This window comes from Amycolatopsis sp. NPDC004169, from assembly GCF_040610315.1.
Classification (GTDB): Bacteria; Actinomycetota; Actinomycetes; order Mycobacteriales; family Pseudonocardiaceae; genus Amycolatopsis.
Genome location: NZ_JBEXMD010000013.1, coordinates 43,215 through 63,932, shown reverse-complemented (window position 1 = coordinate 63,932; position 20,718 = coordinate 43,215). Strand labels below are relative to the sequence as shown.

General features: G+C 72.4%; 18 protein-coding genes. 4 read left to right on the top strand and 14 right to left on the bottom strand.

The window, feature by feature from the left end; genetic code table 11:
• Positions 1-54: 54 nt before the first annotated feature.
• The 3 genes from ABZX11_RS19525 to ABZX11_RS19515 are packed head-to-tail and all read right to left on the bottom strand — an operon-like array spanning position 55 to position 3,139.
• Entirely contained in the window at positions 55-1,617 is a 1,563-nt protein-coding gene (locus tag ABZX11_RS19525) for an ABC transporter permease (protein ID WP_354914670.1), read from the bottom strand.
• Entirely contained in the window at positions 1,614-2,522 is a 909-nt protein-coding gene (locus ABZX11_RS19520) for an ABC transporter ATP-binding protein (protein WP_354914668.1), read from the bottom strand. The genes ABZX11_RS19525 and ABZX11_RS19520 overlap by 4 nt, the downstream gene beginning before the upstream one ends.
• 2 nt (positions 2,523-2,524) lie before the next feature.
• The gene (locus ABZX11_RS19515) at positions 2,525-3,139 is read right to left on the bottom strand and encodes a TetR family transcriptional regulator (RefSeq protein WP_354914666.1); all 615 of its coding nucleotides are present in this window, start codon (positions 3,137-3,139) and stop codon (positions 2,525-2,527) included.
• A gap of 237 nt (positions 3,140-3,376) precedes the next feature.
• On the opposite strand from ABZX11_RS19515, the gene ABZX11_RS19510 reads away from it, so the two are divergent.
• Entirely contained in the window at positions 3,377-6,610 is a 3,234-nt protein-coding gene (locus ABZX11_RS19510) for a S8 family serine peptidase (RefSeq protein ID WP_354914664.1), read from the top strand.
• On the opposite strand, the gene ABZX11_RS19505 is transcribed toward ABZX11_RS19510, so the two are convergent.
• Positions 6,607-7,830 carry an ROK family transcriptional regulator gene (locus ABZX11_RS19505; protein WP_354914662.1) on the bottom strand — a complete coding sequence of 408 codons (1,224 nt, stop codon included), beginning with the start codon at positions 7,828-7,830 and terminating at the stop codon, positions 6,607-6,609. The two genes, ABZX11_RS19510 and ABZX11_RS19505, sit on opposite strands and share 4 nt — an antisense overlap.
• A 98-nt stretch (positions 7,831-7,928) precedes the next feature.
• Here ABZX11_RS19505 and xylA point away from each other — a divergent pair, with 98 nt between their 5' ends.
• Complete coding sequence (xylA, locus tag ABZX11_RS19500) at positions 7,929-9,077, top strand: xylose isomerase (protein ID WP_354914660.1); 1,149 nt, start codon at positions 7,929-7,931, stop codon at positions 9,075-9,077.
• A gap of 16 nt (positions 9,078-9,093) precedes the next feature.
• Here xylA and ABZX11_RS19495 read toward each other — a convergent pair whose 3' ends face one another.
• The 9 genes from ABZX11_RS19495 to ABZX11_RS19455 all read right to left on the bottom strand — a co-directional run bounded on the left by ABZX11_RS19495 (position 9,094) and on the right by ABZX11_RS19455 (position 17,393).
• The gene (locus ABZX11_RS19495; RefSeq protein ID WP_176171849.1) at positions 9,094-9,738 is read right to left on the bottom strand and encodes a ThuA domain-containing protein; all 645 of its coding nucleotides are present in this window, start codon (positions 9,736-9,738) and stop codon (positions 9,094-9,096) included.
• Between the two features lie 11 nt (positions 9,739-9,749).
• On the bottom strand, positions 9,750-11,120 hold the full coding sequence (locus ABZX11_RS19490; RefSeq protein WP_354914657.1) for a nucleotide pyrophosphatase/phosphodiesterase family protein: 1,371 nt from the start codon (positions 11,118-11,120) through the stop codon (positions 9,750-9,752).
• On the bottom strand, positions 11,117-12,244 hold the full coding sequence (eboE, locus tag ABZX11_RS19485) for a metabolite traffic protein EboE (protein WP_354914655.1): 1,128 nt from the start codon (positions 12,242-12,244) through the stop codon (positions 11,117-11,119). The genes ABZX11_RS19490 and eboE overlap by 4 nt, the downstream gene beginning before the upstream one ends.
• Positions 12,241-13,092 (bottom strand): TatD family hydrolase, encoded by an 852-nt coding sequence (locus ABZX11_RS19480; RefSeq protein ID WP_354914653.1) that lies wholly within the window; start codon positions 13,090-13,092, stop codon positions 12,241-12,243. Before ABZX11_RS19480 ends, eboE begins: the two co-directional genes overlap by 4 nt.
• Positions 13,092-13,613, bottom strand: a complete 522-nt coding sequence (locus ABZX11_RS19475; protein WP_354914651.1) for an EboA domain-containing protein — start codon at positions 13,611-13,613, stop codon at positions 13,092-13,094. The genes ABZX11_RS19480 and ABZX11_RS19475 overlap by 1 nt, the downstream gene beginning before the upstream one ends.
• Complete coding sequence (locus ABZX11_RS19470; RefSeq protein ID WP_354914649.1) at positions 13,610-14,431, bottom strand: sugar phosphate isomerase/epimerase family protein; 822 nt, start codon at positions 14,429-14,431, stop codon at positions 13,610-13,612. Before ABZX11_RS19470 ends, ABZX11_RS19475 begins: the two co-directional genes overlap by 4 nt.
• Complete coding sequence (locus tag ABZX11_RS19465; protein WP_354914647.1) at positions 14,428-15,279, bottom strand: SCO3242 family prenyltransferase; 852 nt, start codon at positions 15,277-15,279, stop codon at positions 14,428-14,430. The genes ABZX11_RS19470 and ABZX11_RS19465 overlap by 4 nt, the downstream gene beginning before the upstream one ends.
• Positions 15,264-16,373 carry an inositol-3-phosphate synthase gene (locus ABZX11_RS19460; RefSeq protein ID WP_354914645.1) on the bottom strand — a complete coding sequence of 370 codons (1,110 nt, stop codon included), beginning with the start codon at positions 16,371-16,373 and terminating at the stop codon, positions 15,264-15,266. Before ABZX11_RS19460 ends, ABZX11_RS19465 begins: the two co-directional genes overlap by 16 nt.
• 558 nt (positions 16,374-16,931) lie before the next feature.
• Complete coding sequence (locus ABZX11_RS19455) at positions 16,932-17,393, bottom strand: MarR family transcriptional regulator (protein WP_354914643.1); 462 nt, start codon at positions 17,391-17,393, stop codon at positions 16,932-16,934.
• 133 nt (positions 17,394-17,526) lie between these two features.
• Here ABZX11_RS19455 and ABZX11_RS19450 point away from each other — a divergent pair, with 133 nt between their 5' ends.
• Together ABZX11_RS19450 and ABZX11_RS19445 are read left to right on the top strand one after the other, a co-directional pair.
• The gene (locus ABZX11_RS19450; RefSeq protein ID WP_354914641.1) at positions 17,527-18,711 is read left to right on the top strand and encodes an MFS transporter; all 1,185 of its coding nucleotides are present in this window, start codon (positions 17,527-17,529) and stop codon (positions 18,709-18,711) included.
• A 23-nt stretch (positions 18,712-18,734) separates the two neighbouring features.
• Complete coding sequence (locus ABZX11_RS19445) at positions 18,735-19,568, top strand: aldo/keto reductase (protein ID WP_354914639.1); 834 nt, start codon at positions 18,735-18,737, stop codon at positions 19,566-19,568.
• 36 nt (positions 19,569-19,604) lie between these two features.
• Here ABZX11_RS19445 and ABZX11_RS19440 read toward each other — a convergent pair whose 3' ends face one another.
• Entirely contained in the window at positions 19,605-20,444 is an 840-nt protein-coding gene (locus tag ABZX11_RS19440) for an SAM-dependent methyltransferase (RefSeq protein WP_176171860.1), read from the bottom strand.
• Positions 20,445-20,718 lie beyond the last annotated feature (274 nt).

Here is a 20,718-nt window from a genome sequence, read left to right as displayed (position 1 = left end):
CCGCCTTCACAAGCCGCGCAGGGTTCGACTCCCTCGGTTGCCGCCGAAGCAGATTCAAGCCACGGGCATGTCCCGGCGCCGCAACGCGTACAGCCCGGCCGCGCCCGCGGCCACCGCGATCGCCGCCAGCCCAAGGGCCGGTACCGCCGAGAACGTTCCGCCCGGCAAGCGCGGCAGGTGCTGGAACGGCGAGATCCCCAGTACCACCTCGTTCCACCGCAACGCCGTCCCCACCAGCGACAGCAGCAGGAACGCCGCCAGCAGTCCCCAGGCCGCCGCCGCGTACCTCGGGACGCAGCCGATCAGCAACGCCGCCAGGCCGGTCAGGACCCACACCGCCGGCAGCTGGGCCAGCGCCGCCGGGACCAGTGCGAAACCGCTGCCGTAGGCCAGTCCCGTCGTCCAGCCCGCCACCGCGAGCACGACCGCCGGGCCGAAGCACGCGAACGTCAGGTGGGCCAGCGCCCAGCCGAGCCGGCCGACCGCCGTGGCCAGGACCGGTTCCGCCCGGCCCGCCGCCTCCTCCGCGCGCAGCTTCAGCGCCGCCTGCACCGCACAACCCGCCGCCGCCAGGCCGAACAACGTCATCGTCCCGGCCAGGTACGTGTCCAGCACCGCGCCGCCGCCGCCCATCCGGGAGAACACCTCGGCGACCGCCCTGTTGTCCCGCATCATCTCCGTGACGTTCCGCGCGACCCCGCCCATCAGCAGCCCGACGAGCCCGAGACACCCGGTCCAGACCAGCAGCGTCCCCCGCTGCAACCGCCAGGCCAGCGCCAGCGGCGAGCGCAGCGACGCCTTCGCGCCGGACCGCCCGAGCCGCGCCGGCAGCAGTGCCGCCCCGAGGTCGCGCCGCGCCGAAAGCGCGATGGCCACGGCCACCGACGCCCCGGTCGCGACCACGCCCAAGGCCAGGACCCACCACTGCTCGCCCGCGAACGGCCGCAGCCGGTGCGCCCAGCCGATCGGCGACAGCCAGGCGAGCCGGCCCGCCGAACCGCTGCTGTCCCCCGCCGCCCGCAGCAGGAACGCGAGCACCAGCGCCCCGATGCCCAGGCTCCGCGCGCCGCCCGCGCCCCAGGTGAGCTGGGCCGCGATCGCGCCGGCCCCGGCGAACACCCAGCCCGCCGAGGAAAACCCGAGACCGAGCGCCAGCGCACCCGCGATCGGCTCCCCCTGCGCGGCGACACCGAACGCGGTCACCAGCCCGAACACCAGGCACGCACCGCAGGCGGCGAGCACCGCCGCCACCAGCCCCGCGTGCCGGCCGACGACGGTGGCGCCGGTCAGCTCACGGCGGCCCGCTTCCTCTTCGGTGCGCGTGTGCCGCACCACGGTGAGCAGCGCGATCAACCCGACGACGACCGGGACGAACCCGCACTGCCAGGCCAGCAGGTTCCCCACCGAGGAGCCGTACAGCGGGCCGTTGCGGACCACGAACGTCGTGCTCGAGGCGTTCAGCTCGAAGAAGTGCTGCCGCGCCGCGGCATCCGGGTAGGCCGCCTTGATCGACGACAGGTAGCCCACCGGCGCGAGCGCGAGCCCGAGGATCCAGACCGGCATCAGCAGGCGGTCGCGGCGCAGCACCAGCCGCAGCAGCGCCCCGGTGCCGGTCATCGCGCCGCTCCGACCGGCTCGTCGTGGCGGTAGTGGCGCAGGAACAGCTCTTCGAGCGTCGGCGGGCGGCTCACCAGGCTCCGCAGCCCGGCTTCGGCGAGGTGCCGCATCACGCCGTCCAGCGCGGTCTGGTCGACCGACAGGTGGACGTGCGAGCCGTACGAGCTCAGGTCGTGCACCCCCGGCAGCGTCCCGAGATCCGCCGGCACGTGCGCGAGCGAGGCGTCGATCGTGATCCGGCCCAGGTGCCGCAGCTCGTCCAGGGTGCCCGACTCGACCGTGCGGCCGGCGCGGACGATCGTGACGCGGTCGCACAGCGCCTCGACCTCGGAGAGGATGTGCGAGGACAGCAGCACGGTCCGGTCGCCGCGCTCCCGCTCCTCGGCGACGACCTCCCGGAACACCTCCTCCATCAGCGGGTCGAGCCCGGACGTCGGCTCGTCGAGGACCAGCAGTTCCACATCGGACGCCAGCGCGGCCACGAGCGCGACCTTCTGCCGGTTGCCCTTCGAGTACGTCCGGCCCTTCTTGCGCGGGTCGAGGTCGAAGCGCTCGACCAGCTCGGCGCGGCGCGCGGGGTCGAGGCCGCCGCGCAGCCGGCCGAGCAGGTCGATGACCTCGCCGCCGCTCAGATTCGGCCAGAGCGTGACGTCTCCCGGCACGTACGCGAGCCGCCGGTGCAGCTCGGTGGCGTCGGTCCAGGGGTCGCCGCCGAGCAGGGTGGCGCGGCCGCCGTCGGCGCGCACCAGCCCCAGCAGGACGCGGATCGTGGTGGTCTTGCCGGCGCCGTTGGGCCCGAGGAAGCCGTGCACCTCGCCGGTGTGGACGGTCAGGTCGAGCCCGTCGAGGGCTTTCGCCGGACCGAACGCCTTGGTGAGGCCGTCGGCGGTGATCGCTGCGGCCATCGTCATTCCTTCCGTTGGTAGGCGGCCAGCGCTTCGCGGGCCTTGTCGAGGACTTCGGAGGTGGCGAGCGGGTTGAGGAACAGGTGGCCGGCGGCCGCCGACATCCGCAGCATCGCCTCGTTCGTGCCCGGCTCCTCGCCGAGCGCGCGGGCCACGTGGTCCTGCAGGATCATCAGCCCGCCGGTCATCGCCGCGAGCGCTGCGGCGACGCCCCGGGGGTCCGGCATGTCCAGGCCCTGCTCGCGGAAGTAGCGTTCGGTCTCGTCGACGATCTCGGTGAACTGCACCTCGGCGGCGGGCGAACCGTCGATCAGGGCGCGGCCCAGGTACCGGCGGTAGAGCAGCTGACGGGTGTCGAACACCGGGAGGAAGCCCGGGTTCGCGGCGCCCTTGGCCAGCACGTCCTCCTTGAACTTCACCAGTTCGTCGAAGACGTGCGCGTCACAGGCTTCGCGCAGCCCCTCCTTGGAGCCGAAGTGGTGGCGGATCAGGCCGCCCGACACCCCGGCTTCCCGGGCGATGTCGAGGATCGACGTCTTCTCCATGCCCTGCTCGGTGAACAGCCGGATGGCGGCGTCGCGGATCCGGGCCCGGGCGGTGAGGTCTTCGGCGTTCATCAGGCGTCCTATACGTACGTGTAGTCAACTACACGGAAATATAGTCCGCTGCACACACGTGTAGCAAGGCCGCACTTTCACGGGAAAGTGCAGCTTCCGGTGACGGCCTAACCGGGCAGTGCATTAGGCCATTTGGCTCGCAACCAATTGCGGTCTATGGGCTAACTGTCTGATTGCTGACGAAGATCCCACCCTGTGTACTGCTCGGTACGCACATCTTCACGAAGGGTCGTTTCAGTGACACAGCACAGATCGCGCTGGAGACGGCGGGCCGGGATCACCGTCCTCGCCACCGCACTCGGCGCCTCCGTCCTCGGCGTCGCCGTCCCGGTGGCCTCCGCCCAGCAGGCTTCGCCCACCAGCGGCGCGGCCGACGGCAAGACCCTCGACGAGCACGACCGCGCGCTCGTCGCCGAAGCCGAGAAGGCGGGCAAGCCCGACGTCACCCTGCTGATCGCCGCGGAAAAGGGCCAGACCGGCGCCGCCGTGAACGAGCTCAAGGCGCTCGGCGGGGTGGTCCAGTCCACGGACACGAAGCTCGACTACGTCAAGGTCAGCATCCCGCCCGAGAAGGCGGAGAAGGCCGCGAAGCTCAAGTCGGTCAACGCCGTCGACGTCGACGGCCTCGTCTACCGCGACGACCCCAAGCCCGACGGCGCGACCACCCCGCTGCCGCAGCCGGCCCCGGGCAAGAACACCCCGCGCGTCAACCCGTACCTGCCCACCGGCGACACGTACGCGGCGCAGTTCGGCCAGGTCCTGCCCAACTGGGACGGCAAGGACACCACGGTCGCGGTGCTCGACTCCGGCGTCGACCTCGACTCCCCCGCGCTGGCCACCACCAGCCACGGCGAACGCAAGATCGTCGACTGGTACAACGCCAACGCCACCAACTCCGGCGACGGCACCTGGGTCAAGCAGTCCACGGCCACCTACACCGGCACCTTCACCTCGAACGGCAAGACGTGGACGGCCCCGGCGACCGGTGGCCCGTACACCTTCGGCCTCTTCAGCGAGACCGCCGGCGACCTGGGCGGCGCCGACAGCGAAACCGGCGGTGACGTCAACCGCGACGGCGACCGCGCCGACTCCTGGGGCGTGCTGCTCGACAGCGCGACCAAGGAGGTCCGCGTCGACCTCAACGGCAACGGCGACTTCACCGACGAGAAGCCGATGACCGACTACGCCAAGAAGTACGACTACGGCTTCTTCGGCACGGACAACCCGGCGACCGACGTCGCCGAGCGGATGGCCTTCGTCGTCCAGACCGACAAGCCGGGCTACGTCGGCATCGGCATCGCCGGCGCCGAGCACGGCTCGCACGTCGCGGGCATCGCCGCCGGCAACGACCTCTTCGGCGGCAAGATGGACGGCGCGGCCCCGGGCGCGAAGCTGCTGGCGGTCAAGGTCTGCCTCACCGGCACCGCCTGCACGTCGTCGGGCCTGATCGACGGTGTCGTCTACGCGGCCAGTCACGGTGCCGACGTCATCAACATCTCGATCGGCGGCCTGCCCGCGCTCAACGACGGCAACAACGCCCGTGCGGAGCTCTACAACCGCACGATCGCCGAGTACAACGTCCAGATCTTCATCTCGGCGGGCAACAGCGGCGCCGGGGCGAACACCGTCGGCGACCCGTCGGTGGCCACGGACGCGATCTCGGTCGGCTCCTACATCACCAAGGAGACCTGGCTGTCCAACTACGGCTCGGTCACGCAGAACGCCGAGTCGCTGCACCCGTTCTCCTCGCGCGGCCCGCGTGAGGACGGCGGCTTCAAGCCGGACATCATCGCGCCCGGCGCGGCGATCGCGACCATCCCGCGCTGGGAAGCGGGAGGCCCGGTGGCCGGCACGTACGGCCTGCCCGCGGGCTACGCGATGCTGCAGGGCACGTCGATGGCGTCGCCGCAGGCGACCGGCGCGGCAGCCCTGCTGGTGAGCGCGTACAAGGCGACCCACAACGGCCAGCGGCCGCCGGTGGCGCAGCTGCGTTCGGCGATCAAGTCGACCGCGCGGTTCGTGCCGGGCATCGGCGCGTACGCCCAGGGCGCGGGCCTGTTCAACGTCCCCGCCGCGTTCGTCGCGCTTTCGCTCAACCCGAAGCCGGACACGGTTTCGACGTCGGTCGAGGTGCACACCGCGCTGTCGGGCCTGCTGGCCAAGCCGAACACCGGCGTGGGCATCCACGACCGCGAAGGCGTGACCGCCGGCAAGGCCTACACCCGGACGTACACGATCACCCGCACCACGGGCGCGGCGCACCCGGTGCCGTACTTCGTGCGGTGGGTCGGCAACGACGGCACGTACTCCTCCGGCTCGACGGTGGTGCTGCCGCTGAACGCGCCGGTGAAGTTCGACGTGAAGGTGAACCCGAAGGGCACCGGGGTCCACTCGGCCCTGCTCTACCTGGACAACCCGCTGACCGTCGGCATCGACGTGCAGACCCTCAACACGGTCTTCGCGCCGCAGGAGTTCGTCGCCGGCAAGGGTTTCCAGGTCGACGTCACGGGCAAGGCCGCCCGCAACCAGGCGACCAGCTACTTCGTGCGGGTGCCGCAGGGCGCCAGCGCGCTGAAGGTGGACCTGGACGCCGGCGCCGGCGCCCCGGGCAAGGGCCAGGTGCGGTTCCTGCGGTACGACCCGACCGGTGTCCCGGCCGAGGCCAGCACGTCGACGACGTACTGCTACCTCCCCGACGCGGGCGCGGGCTGCCCCGGCGGCACGCCGACCAGCCGTACCATCGCCAACCCGCTTCCGGGCGTGTGGGAGATCGTCGTCGAGGCGCGCCGGACGTCCGACGCGGCCGAAGCGCCGTACAAGCTGTCGGCTTCGGTGCTGGGCACGGCGATCTCGCCGAACCCGGACACCATCGCCTCCGCCACGCTGAACACGCCGATCTCGCGGTCCTACACCGTGCAGAACACCCTCGGCGCGTTCACCGGCAAGCTGAACGGGGCCACGCTGGGCAGCGCGAAGACCCTGCGCCCGTCGATCGCCGAGGGTGCGCAGCAGCAGTACCAGATCGCGGTGACGCCGGGCTCGACGTCGCTGACCGCCACCATCGGCAAGACCTCCGACGTGGGCGCCGACCTCGACCTGGTGCTGTACAACTGCACCACCGGGTCGTGCGTCCAGGCGGGGATCAGCGCGGACGGTGACTCCGAGGAGTCGGTGACCGTGCCCAACCCGGCGGCGGGTGTCTGGGTCGCGCTGGTGGACGGCTACGCGGTGCCCTCCGGCACCACGGAGTTCGACTACCTGGACGTCTTCACCAACCCGGCCTTCGGGTCGGTCGCGGTGACCGACGCCAACGCCCTGCACGCCTCGGGCAGCTCGTGGACGGTGCCGGCGACGGTGACGGCCACCGCCGCCCCGGCGGCCGGCCGCACCCTGCGCGGTCAGCTGAGCGTGCAGACCGACACCGGGGTCACGGTCGGCACCTCGCTGGTGCAGATCACCTCGGTGAGCTAGTCCGGCAAGTCCGTGAAGGCCGCCTCGGGAACTCCCCGGGGCGGCCTTCCGTTTTGCTGGGTTTCCTGCGCCCGGGTGACGAACGGCGCCGGGTCCGCGATGACCCGGTGGATGACCCGGCCGGCGGCGCCGAGCGTGGCCGCGTCACCGCCCAGGCGGGACGCCGTCAGGTGCGGTGGCGCGCCGCGCAGGCCGCCCAGCCGCTTGGCCAGGACCTCCGACACCGGTCCGGACAACCACGGGTACAGCGGCGTGAACACCCCGCCGAGCACGATGCGGTCGAGGTCCAGCAGGTTCACCGCCGACGTCAGGGCGATGCCGAGGGCGTGCCCGGCCGCCGCGCACGCGGCCAGCGCCGTCTCGTCGCCGCTTTCGAGGGCCGCCAGCAAGGCAGGCACCGAGGCCGCGTTTCCCGCCGCCAGCAAGGCTTCCTGCCCGGCGTACGTCTCCAGGCAGCCGCTGCCGCCGCAGCGGCACTGCGCGCCATCGGGCGCCACGACGACGTGCCCCAGCTCGCCGGCCAGGCCCGTCGCGCCGGCGTACAGCACGCCGTTGACCACCAGGCCCGCACCGATGCCGACTTCGCCGGACACGTACAGGAAGTCGCGCTCGCCGTTGCCGTACCAGAGCTCGCCGAGAGCCGCGAGGTTCGCTTCGTTGTCCAGTTCGACCGGGACCGGCAGCCGGAGCAGGCCGGCCGGGCGGACGTCCTGCCAGCCGAGGTTGGGGGCGCTGAACAGCACGCCGTCGCCGACCGGGCCGGAGACCGCGAGCACCGCGCCCGCCGTCTCGAGCCCCAGCCGGCCGGCCTCGCCGAGCGCCTCGGACGCCAGGTCCTGCAGCTCCCCCAGCACCAGCTCCGGCCGCGAGCCGCGGTTGTCGCGTTCGCGGCGGGCGGCGACGCGGACCTCGCCGGTGAGGTCGAGCACGCGTGCCGCGAGGTAGTCGACGTTGACCTCCAGGCCCAGCGACGCCACCCGCGCCCCGCTGAGCACCAGGTCCACGCCCGGCCGGCCGCGTTCGCCCGCCCGCGCGGGGCCGGTCTCGGCGAGCAGGCCCGCTTCCACCAGGTCGCCGACCAGCTTCGAGACGGTCGACTTGGTCAGGCCGGTGGCTTCGGCGAGCGAGGCCCGGGTGAGCGGGGCGCCGCGGCTGACCGCGCCCAGCACGACCCCGAGGTTGCGGGCGCGCATCTCCTCGTGCCGCACGGCCTGCGTCATCGTGTCCTCCCGCGAAGCACTCTAACCGGCCCTCTTGACGCCCCGGTGCTCCGCGGCGCATATTTAGTCTACAACGCGAACTAAATGAAGGGACAGTCATGAGCGACTACGCTCCCCAGCCGGCCGACAAGTTCACCTTCGGCCTCTGGACCGTGGGCTGGCCCGCCAACGACCCGTTCGGCGTCGCGACGCGGGCGGCGCTCGACCCGGTCGAGAGCGTGCACCGGCTCGCGGAGCTGGGCGCCTACGGCGTGACCTTCCACGACGACGACCTGCTGGCCACCGAGCCGGACCGCGACAAGGCGATCGAGCGGTTCCGCAAGGCGCTGGCCGAGACCGGCCTCAAGGTCCCGATGGCGACGACGAACCTGTTCACCCACCCGGTGTTCAAGGACGGCGGCCTGACCAGCAACGACCGTGACGTCCGCCGCTACGCGCTGCGGAAGGTGCGCCGGAACCTCGACCTCGCGGCCGAGCTCGGCGCGGAGACCTACGTCGTCTGGGGTGGCCGCGAAGGCGCCGAGTCCGACGCCGCGAAGGACGTCCGCGCGGCGCTGGACCGCTACAAGGAGGGCCTCGACCTGCTCGCCGACTACGTCGTCGAGCAGGGCTACCACCTGCGGTTCGCCCTGGAGCCGAAGCCGAACGAGCCGCGCGGCGACATCCTGCTGCCGACGATCGGGCACGCGCTGGGCTTCATCTCCCAGCTCGCGCGGCCGGAGCTGTTCGGGCTGAACCCGGAGGTCGGGCACGAGCAGATGGCCGGCCTCAACTTCGTGCACGGCATCTCGCAGGCGCTGTGGCAGGGCAAGCTGTTCCACATCGACCTCAACGGCCAGCACGGCCCGAAGTACGACCAGGACCTGATCTTCGGCCACGGTGACCTGAAGAGCGCGTTCTTCCTGGTCGACCTGCTGGAAAACGGCGGCTACGAGGGTCCGCGGCACTTCGACTACAAGCCGCTGCGCACCGAGGACGCCGAGGACGTGTGGGTGTCGGCGGCGGCGAACATGCGGACCTACCTGATCCTCAAGGAGAAGTCGGCGGCGTTCCGGGCCGACCCGGAGGTCGTGGAAGCACTCGCCGCGTCGCGGGTCCCGGACCTCTCGACCCCGACGCTGGCGCCGGGCGAGACGTTCGACGACGTGCTGAACGACGAGTTCGACCTCGACGCGGCCGCCGCGCGCGGCTACCACTTCACCCGGCTCAACCAGCTCGCCCTGGAGCACCTCCTCGGCGTGCGCTGACCCACTGCCGATGCCGCTACGCCGCGGGAAGCACTCCCGCGGCGTAGCGGATCGCGCCCAGCAGCAACGCGCGGAAGCCCGGCTCGGCGTAGGACTCGCTCGTGTGGCCGAGCCCGGTGTAGAACGCCCGGCCGCGGCCCTGCGGGTGGCACCACGTGATCGGGTGGTCGGCCCCCATGCCGCCACCGGTGTAGCTGGACTCGTCCAGCGTCTGCAGCACCCGGACGCGGCCACGCGGATTGGTCCGGAAGTCGTACAGCTCGTCGGTCCGGGTCCACACCGGCGGCAGGTGGGCGGTCGCCGGGTGCGTGCCGTCCTCGGTCACGAACCGGGCCCGCTGGATCTCCGGGTGGCGGTCGAACCGGGCCCCCACCAGCTGTCCGTACCAGGGCCAGTCGTACCCGGTGTCGGCGGCCGCGTGGACGCCGACGAAGCCACCGCCTCCCTCCACATAGGACTCGAATGCCGCCTGGTGCGCCGCATCCAGGATCTCGCCGCTGGTCGACAGGAACACCACCACGTCGTGGGCGGGTGTGAACGCGTCCTCGGTCGCGGTGACGGTGAAACCGTGCGCCGCGCCCAGTTCCCGGATCGCCTCGATCCCCGCCGGGATCGAGGCGTGCCGGTACCCGGCCGTCTTGGAGAACACCAGCACCTGCACGGGAAACCTCTTCACTCGGCGGGGACGGCGGCGGCCAGCAGGAGGTCCTTGACCTCGGTGGCGTGGATCTTCTCGCGGGCCAGTGCCGGGTCCGAGCACAGCAGCACCGGCCCGTCGTCGGCCGAGTCCGGCAGGCGGCCGTGGCTGCCGCGGACCGGCGCCGGGTCCAGCGGGACGACCTGCATCGAATACCGCAGGCCGAGCTTCTTGCGGGCCAGCGCGGCCGCCGCCTTCAGCTTGGCCCTCGGATCACGCGGGTCGAAGAACAGCTCGGCCGGGTCGTAGCCGGGTTTGCGGTGGATCTCCACCGTCCTCGCGAAGTCCGGCGCGCGGTCGTCGCTCAGCCAGTAGTAGTAGGTGAACCACGCGGCCGGCTCGGCGATCGCGACCAGCTCGCCCGCCCGCTCGTGGTCGATGCCGAGGCCGGCCTGCCCGTCCCGGTCGAGGACCACGTCCACGCCGGGCAGTCCGGCGACGAGGTCACGCACGCGCGGGACGTCCGCGGGGTCGGCGACGTAGACGTGCGCGACCTGGTGGTCGGCCACCGCGAACGCCCGGGACGTCCACGGGTCCAGGTACTCCATGCCCGCCTGGACGTACACGTTCAACAGGCCTTCGCGGCGCAGCGCCCGGTTGACGTCGACCGGACGGCTCGCGTTCGTGATGCCGTACTCCGACAGCGCGACGACGGTGTGCCCGCCCGCGGCCGCTTGCTCGAGCAGCGGCTGCAAGGCCGCGTCGATCTCGCGTGCCGCCGCCGCGGCCTGGGGTGCGTCCGGGCCGAAGCGCTGCAGGTCGTAGTCCAGGTGCGGGACGTAGACCAGCATGGTGTCCGGCCGGTCCTGTTCCATGACCCGCTGCGCGGCCGCGATGATCCACCGCGACGACGTGATCGACGCCGTCGGGCCCCAGTAGGTGAACAGCGGGAACTCGCCGAGGTCGCCGACCAGCCGGTCGTGCAGCTGCGGCGGGTACGTGTAGCAGTCCGGCGACTTCTTGCCGTCGGCGTGGTAGATCGGCCGCGGGGTCACCGTGAGGTCGGTGGCCGCGCCCATCGCGTACCACCAGCAGACGTTCGCGACGCGGTGACCGGGGTGCGCGCGGCGGGCCGCGTCCCAGAACTTGTCGCCCTGCACCAGCCGGTTGTGCTGGCGCCACAGGAACACCTCACCGAGCTCGCGGAAGTACCAGCCGTTGCCGACGATCCCGTGCCGCGCCGGGGTGAGGCCGGTGAGGAACGTCGACTGCACCGAGCAGGTGACCGCCGGGAACACCGTGTCCAGCTGCGCGGTGAAACCGGGCTCGGCCATCCGGCGCAGGTTCGGCATGTGCGGGAGCAGCCGCGGGGTGAGCCCGACGACGTCGAGGACCAGCAAACTCATCCACGCACCTCTTCCAGGCCGAGGGCGGTCAGTTCCCGCCGGGTCCACTCCAGCTCGGCCGCGATGCCCGCGACCAGCCCGGCGTCGTCGGCGGGTGCGTCCGGCAGCACCTGCCAGGTGTAGGTCTCGGCTTCGACGTGGTCGGTGCGCGCGGCCGCGCCGCCGAACAGCTCGGCCAGTGCGGCCGCCAGCACCGGCCGGGTCGACGTCAGCGGCGGTGCCGGGTCGGCGTGCAGCGGCACGTGGAAGTGCACCCGCCACGGGGATCGCCCCGGGAGGCCGCCGGCCAGCGCCAGGTCGAGGTCGTCGGCGCCGGGTGGCGGTCCTTCGTTGCTCTGGTGCAGGAACCGGGGCTCCACAAAGGACTCCAGGGCGGCCCGCGTCCCGGGATCGGCGGGATCGGCGGCCTCCAGTGCGGCCGACGCCTGGACCTTGACGACGGCCAGCCCGGCGGCGTCGAGCCGGCCCAGCGCGGCGGCCGGCTCTTCGAACCCCACCGCGAGGTGGCAGGTGTCCAGGCAGACTCCCAGCCACTCCTTGTCCACTGCGGACAGCAGAGCCGCCGCCTGCGCGGTCGTCTCGATCACGCAGCCGGGCTCCGGCTCGAACGCCACCCGCACCGGCCGGCCCAGCCCGGCCAGCCCCTTCGCGAGGAGGTCCAGCTGGCCGCCGTCGCCCCGCCAGTCCGTGCGCCAGCCGAGCGGCAGGGTCGAGACGCTGCCGCGCACGGCGTCGTCCGGCAGCAGCTCGGCGAGCAGCCGGGCGAGGTCCAGGGTGTACCGCGTGCGCTCGGGCGCCGCCCAGTCCGGCCGGTACACCTTGTGCTTGACGACCGGGTCGTGGAAGCCCTGGTACGGGAAACCGTTGAAGGTGACGACCTCCAGCCCCCGCGCGGCCAGTTCGCCGCGCAGCCGGGTCACCGCGGCCGGGTCGCCGGCCAGCTCGGCCGCCACCGGCCGGGCCAGCCACAGGCCGAGCCCGAGCCGGTCCACCCCCAGGCGCTCGCGCACCGGCTCGCCGAAGCGGGCCAGCTGGGCGAGCACGCCGTCGAGGTCTTCGGCCTGGTGGACGTTGGTGCAGTAGGCGAGGTGGACGAGCGTGCCGTCACGGTGCCGGAACCTCACTTGCGCGCCCCCCGCAGGATCGAGTTGCCCGCGAACTCGGCTTCCGGCGGCACTTCGTCCAGCGACAGCCGCCCGCTCCGGCCGTAGAACTCGACCGGGTTGCGCCACAGCACCTTGTCGACGTCGTCCTCGGTGAACCCGGCGGCGAGCATCGCGTCGCCGGTCTTGCGGGTCTTGAGCGGGTCGCTCTTGCCCCAGTCGGCGGCCGAGTTCACCAGCACGCGCTCGGTGCCGTACTCCTTGAGGATCGCGACCATCCGGTCTTCGTCCATCTTCGTGTCCGGGTAGATGGAGAAGCCCAGCCAGCAGCCGGACTCCTTGGCCGGAGCCACGGTCAGCTCGTTGAGGTGGTCGAGCACCACCCGTTCCGGCGCGATGCCCGACTCGCGGACGACGGCGATGCTCCGCTCGGTCCCGGCCGCCTTGTCGCGGTGCGGGGTGTGGACGAGTGCGGGCAGGTCGTGGGCGATCGCCAGCGCGAGCTGGGCGGCGAACGCCGTGTCCTCTTCCGCGGTCATCGAGTCGTAGCCGATCTCGCCGACCGCGACCACGCCGTCCTTCTCCAGGTAGCGCGGCAGCAGTTCGAGCACCGGGACGCAGCGCGGGTCGTTGGCCTCCTTCGGGTTGAGCGCGATCGTGCAGTGGTGGGCGATGCCGAACTGGCTCGCGCGGAACGGTTCCCAGCCGACGAGGGAGTCGAAGTAGTCGGTGAAGCTGCCGGCGTTCGTGCGCGGCTGGCCCAGCCAGAACGCCGGTTCGACCAGCGCCCGGACGCCGGCGGCGTGCATGGCGGCGTAGTCGTCGGTGGTGCGCGAGCTCATGTGGATGTGGGGGTCGAAGATGCGCATCAGCCGTCCTGTTCGTTCAGCAGGGTGCGGAGGTCGGCGGGGACTTCGCGGCCCGCCGCGGTGCGTTCGGCGGCGAAGTCCCGCAGCATGCGGAGCAGTTCTTCGTCGGTGCGGCGGTCGAGGCCGGCCACCGCTTCCAGGGGGATGCCCATGAAGACGCACTTGAGGACGCCGTGGCGGTACGCGGGCGCGTCGAGGTGGGTGGCGGCGTACTCACCCATCGCCGCGGTCACCAGCCGGGTGTCGTTGGTGCGAAGCGCGTCCGCGACCAGTTCGACACCGGCATCTCCAATGTCTACAACGGACAGTCCATGCAGGACTGCCCGCTTCTCGGCCGCGTCACCGTAGCGGTAGAGATCGGGCATCTCCGCCGCGGCGCCGGGGGCCGCCTTGAGCAGCTCCACGCGAGCCGTGTCGGCCACCGTCCGGCCGACCCGGCGGCCGACGGCGGGGAACACCGTGCGCAGCGCCGTCGCGTCGGCGGCCACGTCGGACAGCGCCGTTTCCAGCCAGGCGTTCACGCGGTCACCGCCTTCCGCAGGAACTCCAGGGATTCGCGGGCGATCCGCGGGGCCGCGTGGCTGTCACGGGGCAGTTCGACGGCGACCAGCCCGCGGTACGGCTCCAGTGCGGCCAGCACCGGCGGGAAGTCGATCTCGCCGTTCCCGAACTCCAGGTGTTCGTGGGTGCCGCGGCGCATGTCGTCGATCTGGACGTTCACCAGCCGCGGCAGGGCCCGGCGGACGCAGTCCGGGACGGACGCCGACTCGTTGCAGCGGCAGTGCCCGATGTCCAGCGTGAGCCCGAACCGGGCCGGGTCGCCGAGTCTCCTCGACAGCTCGAAGTACCCGTCGAGGTCCTCGACGAGCATGCCGGGCTCGGGTTCGAAGCCCAGCTCGACGTCGTGTTCGTCGGCGGCCTCGAGCACCTCGGCACACCCGTCGACCACGTACGCCCAAGCGCTCTCGGGTTCGAGGTCCGCAGGTTTGTTGCCGCTCCAGAAGGACACCGCTTCGGCGTTCAGGTCCGCGGCGATCGCCACCGCCCGCGTCAGGAACTCGACGCGGCGCGCCCGGTCGGTGTCGAGGAACGTCGGCGAGTGCTTGCGCCACGGGTCGAGCAGGAACCGGGCGCCGGTCTCGATCACCACGGCGAGCCCGAGCCGGTCCAGGTCGGCGGCCAGCGCGGCGACGCGGCGGGCCAGGTCCGGGCCGAACGGGTCGAGGTGCTGGTGGTCGAGGGTGAGCGCCACGCCGTCGTACCCGAGGTCGGCCAGCACGCGCAGGGCGTCGCCGAGGCGGTGGTTGGCGAAGCCGTTGGTGCCGTACCCGAACCTCATGTCGGCGACACCTTCCGGCCCAGCGCCCGCGCGAGCGGGAACGCCGCGGCCACGGCGAGCGCCGGGCGCCACGCGCCCGCCCGCGCGATCAGCCCGGCCTGCAGCGGGATCATGCCGTGGATCCCGGCGCCGACCGCCCGCCGGATCTTGACGGCGGCGGGATCGCGCACGGCGTCGAACTGCGCCCCTCCGGTGGTGACGGCATACGCGCCGAGCAGCGCCGAAGCCAGCGGGCCACCGCGGCAGGCGGCGAGCCCGACCCCGGCCGTCGCGGCCAGTGCGGCGGCGGGCAGAGCAGGCGTGGCACCGTCCACTTCGGACCTCGACAGCGTTGTCACGGCGTAGGTGTGCGCCCCGACCGTCAGCGCCGCGGGCAGGGCGGCGCGCTGCCCGCCGGCGCCGAGCAGGACGTCGAGGGTCCGGGCGGCGGCCATCGCGGCCGGGCCGAGGACGGTCTTCTTGAGCGCGAAGTCGTAGGCCCACACGGTGACGGCCAACGGAAGGGCGACACGCAGGGCCCGCCGTCCCCCGGCGGCCGCGGCGATGCCCAGGCCGCCCGCGGTCAGCCCGGTGGCGACGCCGAGCGCCGTCCCGGGCGAGACCCGGCCCGACGGGATCGGCCGTTCGGGCCGTTCGACCGCGTCGAGGGCGCGGTCGGCGTAGTCGTTGAGCGCCATGCCCGCCCAGTAGAGGCAGACCGAGGCACCGGTCAGGGCGAGCGTGCGGCGGCCGAAGGGCCAGCCGGACGCGGCGGCCCCGGCGACGGCGTCCCCCGGCACGGTCAGCGCGGCGGGCGCGCGGACGAGCTCGGCCAGTACCTTCACCGGGGCCGTCACCGGTGCGCCCATTCGCGCAGGGCCGCGTACTGCGAAGCCAGGTCGGGCGGGCCGTCGCCGACGGGGTCCTTGAAGAAGAAGCCGAATTCGGCGACCGGCCCGGCCACGCCGTCGCGGCACGCCTTGCCGGTCAGCCGGGCGAGGTCGAGCACCAGCGGCGCGGCCAGCGCCGAGTCGCAGCCCTGCCAGGTGAGCTGCAGCGTCATCCGCGTGCCGAGGAAGCCTTCGAAGAGCACGTGGTCCCAGGCGGTCTTCCAGTCGCCGAGCGCCGGGACGTAGTCGATGTGCACCTCGCCGTCGACCGGCCGGTCGAGGTTGCGGGCCAGGACCTGCTGTTTCGAGGCGTTCTTGCTCGAGGCGGCCGCGGGATCGGCCAGGGTGGCGCCGTCACCGCCGCCGAGCAGGTTCGTGCCCGACCAGGCCAGGACGTTCAGCCCGCGCTGGGCGAACATCGGCGCGAGTACGGACCGGAGCAGCGTCTCGCCGGTCTTGCCGTCGCGGCCCGCGTACGGCTGCCCGGTGAGGCGGGCGAGCTCGTCGAGCGCGGGCAGGCGAGCCCCGGTGGACGGGGTGAAGTCGACAAAGCCACAACCGGCGCGGAAGGCGGCGTAGGCGTAGCGGGCGCTCGGGGGCAGCACGTCGAGCGCCTGGTCCAGGGCGGCCAGGGAGGCGTGCGCGGGGTGCGGCGGGCACGGCGGTTCGGTGGAGGCCACGTTGATCACGACGACGTGGTCGACGTGCCGACGGAACTCGGTGAGATCGGCGACGACCTGCTCGATCGCCGCGCGGCCGGGCCCGGACGGCGCGGGCCGCAGCCGGGCTTCGGCGGCGTCCAGTTCGGCCGCGACCGCACCGGGCAGCGCGGCCGGCAGCACCCCGGCGGCCGCGAGCTGCTCGGCCCGCTTGACCAGCGGTGTGCCGACGACGTCGTGACCGCCGAAGACGAGGTCGCCGACGGCGGGCACGGCGGCTCCGGCGAAGTCCGGCAGGTCGGTCACGCAGCCGGTGCGGGCGGCGAGCCCCGCCCGCAAGGCGGCGGCCCCGGCAACGGCCGTGGTGGCCACCGAGCCGCGCGCGCCGATCAGCCAGACACCGATCTTCCCCATGGCTCCTCCAGTTCCCCGGTCCAGCCCGCGCCGGCCCTGACGCGGGTCCACACAGCGAGAGATCACGCGCCGGTCTGCGCCCGGCGCGGCGGTACTGGGTTCTGTTGCCTGGTAAGAACTTCACGGCCGACGGCGTCGGCCCCCCGGTTTCACGATACCGGCAGAAACGCCCAAATCGACCCCGCCGCGCGGACAACATGGCGGACAGAGCGCGATCATCCGGGCGAATCGCCGTGCCCGAGCCCCGGCGGCCTCGCGGTGCGCGGGACCCGGAATTGTCGGAGGTGCCCGGTAACGTAAGAACCGGGGGACCCCCGGGCCGGGGACCTCTTCGCGGCGCGCCTCGGGCGTGTCGGGCCGGAGCGGTCTTGCGGAAGGCGACCCCGGCCCCGTCAGGCCGAAGCCGACCGACGAAAGGCGAGCTCCGGCCTGTCAAGCCGAGGCGGTCCAGCGGAAGCGACCCCGGCCCGTCAGACCGAAGCCGCCCCAGCCACGCCAAGCGCCGTCCGCCCGCAGCCGCAAGCCCCCATCAAGCCGAGCTTGATCAGCCCAGCCTGATCAAGCCGAAGCGGCGCCGCCGAAGCTGAGGGCGCCCAGCGCCCCGACCAGCGGGGCCAGCTCCGGCAGCGTCTCCGCCTCCGCCAGCGCTTTCGCCAGCGCCGAGTCGTGCGTCGGCCGGGCCGCCGTCAACAGCGCGCGGCCGGCCGGCGTCACCTCCGTGTAGATCCCGCGGCGGTCGTCCGCGCACAGGTACCGGGCCAGCAGCCCGCGGCCCTCCAGCCGGGTCACCAGGCGGGTCGTCGCCGACTGGCTGAGGACCACCGCGTTGGCCAGCTGGTTCATCCGCAGGTGGAAGCCGTCCTGGCGGGCCAGCACGTCCAGCACCGTGTACTCGCTCACCGACAGCTCGTGGTCGCGCTCGAGGGCGCGCTGCAGCCTGTCCTCGATCCGCGCGTGGAGCGCGGCCAGCGTCCGCCAGCCCTGTGCGCGCGCTTCGATGGCGTCGTCGTCCAGTGACACGGTTCACCTCTCCCCGGCTTGCGCGGACCACCCGACAAGTCGCAAGCTTGTGCAATATACGGCGTCTGCAACTATCTCGGACGCTTGTAGCTGTCAACGACAACCACAGTCTACCCCCGGAAGAAGGAAGTCCATGCCCGCCGCTCTGCTCGCACTGGCGATCAGCGCTTTCGGGATCGGCACCACCGAGTTCGTGATCATGGGCCTGCTGCCCGAGGTCGCGGCCGATTTCGGTGTCTCGATCCCGTCCGCAGGCCTGCTCATCTCGGGCTACGCGCTCGGCGTCGTCGTCGGCGCTCCCCTGCTCACCGCGCTGGCCTCGCGGGTGCCGCGCAAGACCGTGCTGGTCGCCCTGATGGGCCTGTTCATCGCGGGCAACGTGCTCTCGGCGCTCGCCCCGAGCTACGGCCTGCTGATGACCGGCCGGGTCGTCGCCGCCCTCTCGCACGGCGCCTTCTTCGGCGTCGGCTCGGTCGTGGCCGCGTCGCTGGTCGCCCCGGCCAAGCAGGCCAGCGCCATCGCGCTGATGTTCACCGGGCTGACCGTGGCGAACGTGCTCGGCGTGCCCGCCGGCACCGCACTCGGCCAGGCCTTCGGCTGGCGCTCGACGTTCTGGGTGGTCAGCGCGCTCGGCGTGGCCGGCGCGATCGGCATCCTCGCGCTCGTGCCGCACCAGAAGCCGGACCCCGGCGCCGGCCTGCTCGGCGAGCTCGCCGTGTTCCGCCGCCCGCAGGTGTGGCTCGCGCTGGTGATGACCACGCTCGGCTTCGCCGGGGTGTTCGCCTCCTTCACCTACATCGCCCCGATGATGACCGAGGTCGCCGGCTTCTCGAGCGGCGCCGTCACCTGGCTGCTCGTGCTCTTCGGCGCCGGCCTGTTCGCCGGCAACCTGCTCGGCGGCCGGGCGGCGGACCGCAGGCTGATGCCCAGCCTCTACGTCATCCTCGCCGCACTGGCGCTGGTGCTGGTGGCGTTCGTGTTCACCGCGCACGCGAAGGTGCCCGCGGCAATCACGATCGCGTTGTTCGGCGCGGCCGGCTTCGCCACCGTGCCGCCGCTGCAGGCCCGCGTGATGGCCAAGGCCGAGGGCGCCCCGGCGCTGGCCTCGGCCGCGAACATCGCCGCGTTCAACCTCGGCAACGCCGGCGGCGCCTGGCTCGGCGGCCAGGCCATCGACGCCGGCCTCGGTTACACCGCCTCCAACTGGATCGGCGCCGCGCTCGCCGCGGCCGGCCTCGCCGTGGCGCTCGTCTCCGGACTGCTCGACCGCCGTTCCCCGGCTAGTTTCGATGCCGCGGAACGGGTACTCGCCCGATGAACCAGCCACCGAAAGGACCCCTCGTGACCAGCGTGCCCGACATCGAACTCAACAACGGCGTCCGGATGCCGCAACTCGGCTACGGCGTGTTCCAGGTCCCGGACGACGAGACCGCCGCCGCCGTGAAGACCGCCCTCGAAGTGGGCTACCGCAGCATCGACACCGCGGCCGTCTACGGCAACGAAAAGGGTGTCGGCCAGGCGATCGCCGAGTCCGGCATCGCCCGTGGCGAGCTGTTCGTCACCACCAAGCTGTGGAACTCCGCACAGGGCTACGACTCGACGCTCAAGGCGTTCGACGAGAGCATGGCCAAGCTCGGCCTGGAGCAGCTGGACCTGTACCTGATCCACTGGCCGACCCCGGCGCGCGGCAAGTTCCTCGACACGTGGAAGGCGTTCGAGAAGCTCTACACCGACGGCCGCGTCCGCGCGATCGGCGTCTCCAACTTCCAGCCGTCGCACCTCGAGCGCCTGCTCGACGCCGCCGAGATCGCCCCCGCGGTCAACCAGGTCGAACTGCACCCGTACCTGCAGCAGCGCGAGCTGCGCGAATTCGACGCCAAGCAGGGCATCGCGACCGAGGCGTGGAGCCCACTGGCCAAGGGCGGCAGCCTGCTCGGCGACCCGGTGGTCGCGGAACTCGCGGTGAAGCACAGCCGGACGCCCGCGCAGATCGTGCTGCGGTGGCATTTGCAGCTGGGCAACGTAGTGATCCCGAAGTCGGTCACGCGGTCCCGGATCGAGGAGAACTTCGACCTGTTCGGGTTCACCCTCACGGAGGAGGAGATGGAGTCGCTGACCCCGCTGGACCGCGGCGAGCGCACCGGCCCGGACCCGGACACCTTCAACGCCGCCTGACGCGGCCGTGGGCGTTCAGGCGGCCCGCCTGAACGCTCACTGCTTGCGGGCGACCCCGCCGAGGGTGAGGAAGTTGAGCTCGCCCAGCGGGTGCAGGCGCGGGCCGTCCGGCCACCATTCGTGCAGGTAGACGAGGCCGGGCCGGAGCAGCTCGGTGCCGTCGAAGAACCCGGTGATCTGCTCGCGGGTGCGGTGGACGCTGCCCAGGCCGGTGCCCTGGAAACTGGTCTCCAGCAGCCGCGCCAGTTCCTGGCGCGGGGAGTCCTCTTCCGGGTCGAAGTTGTGCGTGAGCAGCAGGAACGACCCGGGCGCGAGCGCGTCGACGTACTCGGAGACGATCGCCTTCGCGCGGTCGTAGTCGTCGATGTGGTGCACGATCGAGGTCAGGATCAACGCCACCGGACGGGTGAAGTCGAGGTACTCCTTGACGACCTCGTCGGCGAGCGTTTCGGCCGGCCGCGTCAGGTCGGCTCCGGTCACGTGGGTCAGGTAGTTCTCCTCGAGCAGCGCCCGGCCGTGCACCTGCACGACCGGGTCGTTGTCGACGTACACCACCTGCGCGTCCGGGTTGTACCGCTGCGCCACCTCGTGGGTGTTCTCCGCGGTGGGCATGCCGGAACCGAGGTCGAGGAACTGGTCGATGCCGCGCTTGCCGGCCAGGAACCGCACCGCGCGCACCAGCCAGTCGCGGTGTTCTTTAGCCATCGTCCGGGCGCCGGGCGCGATGGCCAGCAGCCGCCGCATCGCTTCGCGGTCCACTTCGTAGTGGTCGTGCCCGCCGAGCAGCGCGTCGGACAGCCGGGCCAGGCTCGCCTTGCTGAAATCGAGGGCGGCGGCACCGCCCCCGGTTCCGGACCGCAGGTCGCCAGGCGTCATCGGCTGCTCTCCCACTCTCCCCGTGGCGACGACACCCCTGCCCGGGTTTCGCTCACCGTGTCCGGCAACGGACAGTGCTCAGATTACGACATGCCGTTCACCAAGTGAACCGGGCACAAGGGCCTTACCTGCCAGGGATAACTACCCGAAACGCCGCCGGCGGCGGGACTTTCCCCCATCCGTGTGCGGAGTGCGCCACGCGGGGATCAATCACCCGAACGGCAGTTCCCGCCACGTCCTTCCCCCGTCCGTGGTCCGGTACACCGCCGAGGCG

Coding starts and splice junctions, on each gene's coding strand:
- ABZX11_RS19480 (WP_354914653.1), bottom strand. CDS start 13,092: ATGCGCATCTTCGACCCCCACATCCACATGAGCTCGCGCACCACCGAC.
- ABZX11_RS19470 (WP_354914649.1), bottom strand. CDS start 14,431: ATGAGGTTCGGGTACGGCACCAACGGCTTCGCCAACCACCGCCTCGGC.
- ABZX11_RS19525 (WP_354914670.1), bottom strand. CDS start 1,617: ATGACCGGCACCGGGGCGCTGCTGCGGCTGGTGCTGCGCCGCGACCGC.
- ABZX11_RS19505 (WP_354914662.1), bottom strand. CDS start 7,830: ATGACGCAGGCCGTGCGGCACGAGGAGATGCGCGCCCGCAACCTCGGG.
- xylA (WP_354914660.1), top strand. CDS start 7,929: ATGAGCGACTACGCTCCCCAGCCGGCCGACAAGTTCACCTTCGGCCTC.
- ABZX11_RS19440 (WP_176171860.1), bottom strand. CDS start 20,444: ATGACGCCTGGCGACCTGCGGTCCGGAACCGGGGGCGGTGCCGCCGCC.
- ABZX11_RS19460 (WP_354914645.1), bottom strand. CDS start 16,373: ATGGGGAAGATCGGTGTCTGGCTGATCGGCGCGCGCGGCTCGGTGGCC.
- ABZX11_RS19465 (WP_354914647.1), bottom strand. CDS start 15,279: ATGGGCGCACCGGTGACGGCCCCGGTGAAGGTACTGGCCGAGCTCGTC.
- ABZX11_RS19490 (WP_354914657.1), bottom strand. CDS start 11,120: ATGAGTTTGCTGGTCCTCGACGTCGTCGGGCTCACCCCGCGGCTGCTC.
- ABZX11_RS19450 (WP_354914641.1), top strand. CDS start 17,527: ATGCCCGCCGCTCTGCTCGCACTGGCGATCAGCGCTTTCGGGATCGGC.
- ABZX11_RS19515 (WP_354914666.1), bottom strand. CDS start 3,139: ATGAACGCCGAAGACCTCACCGCCCGGGCCCGGATCCGCGACGCCGCC.
- ABZX11_RS19520 (WP_354914668.1), bottom strand. CDS start 2,522: ATGGCCGCAGCGATCACCGCCGACGGCCTCACCAAGGCGTTCGGTCCG.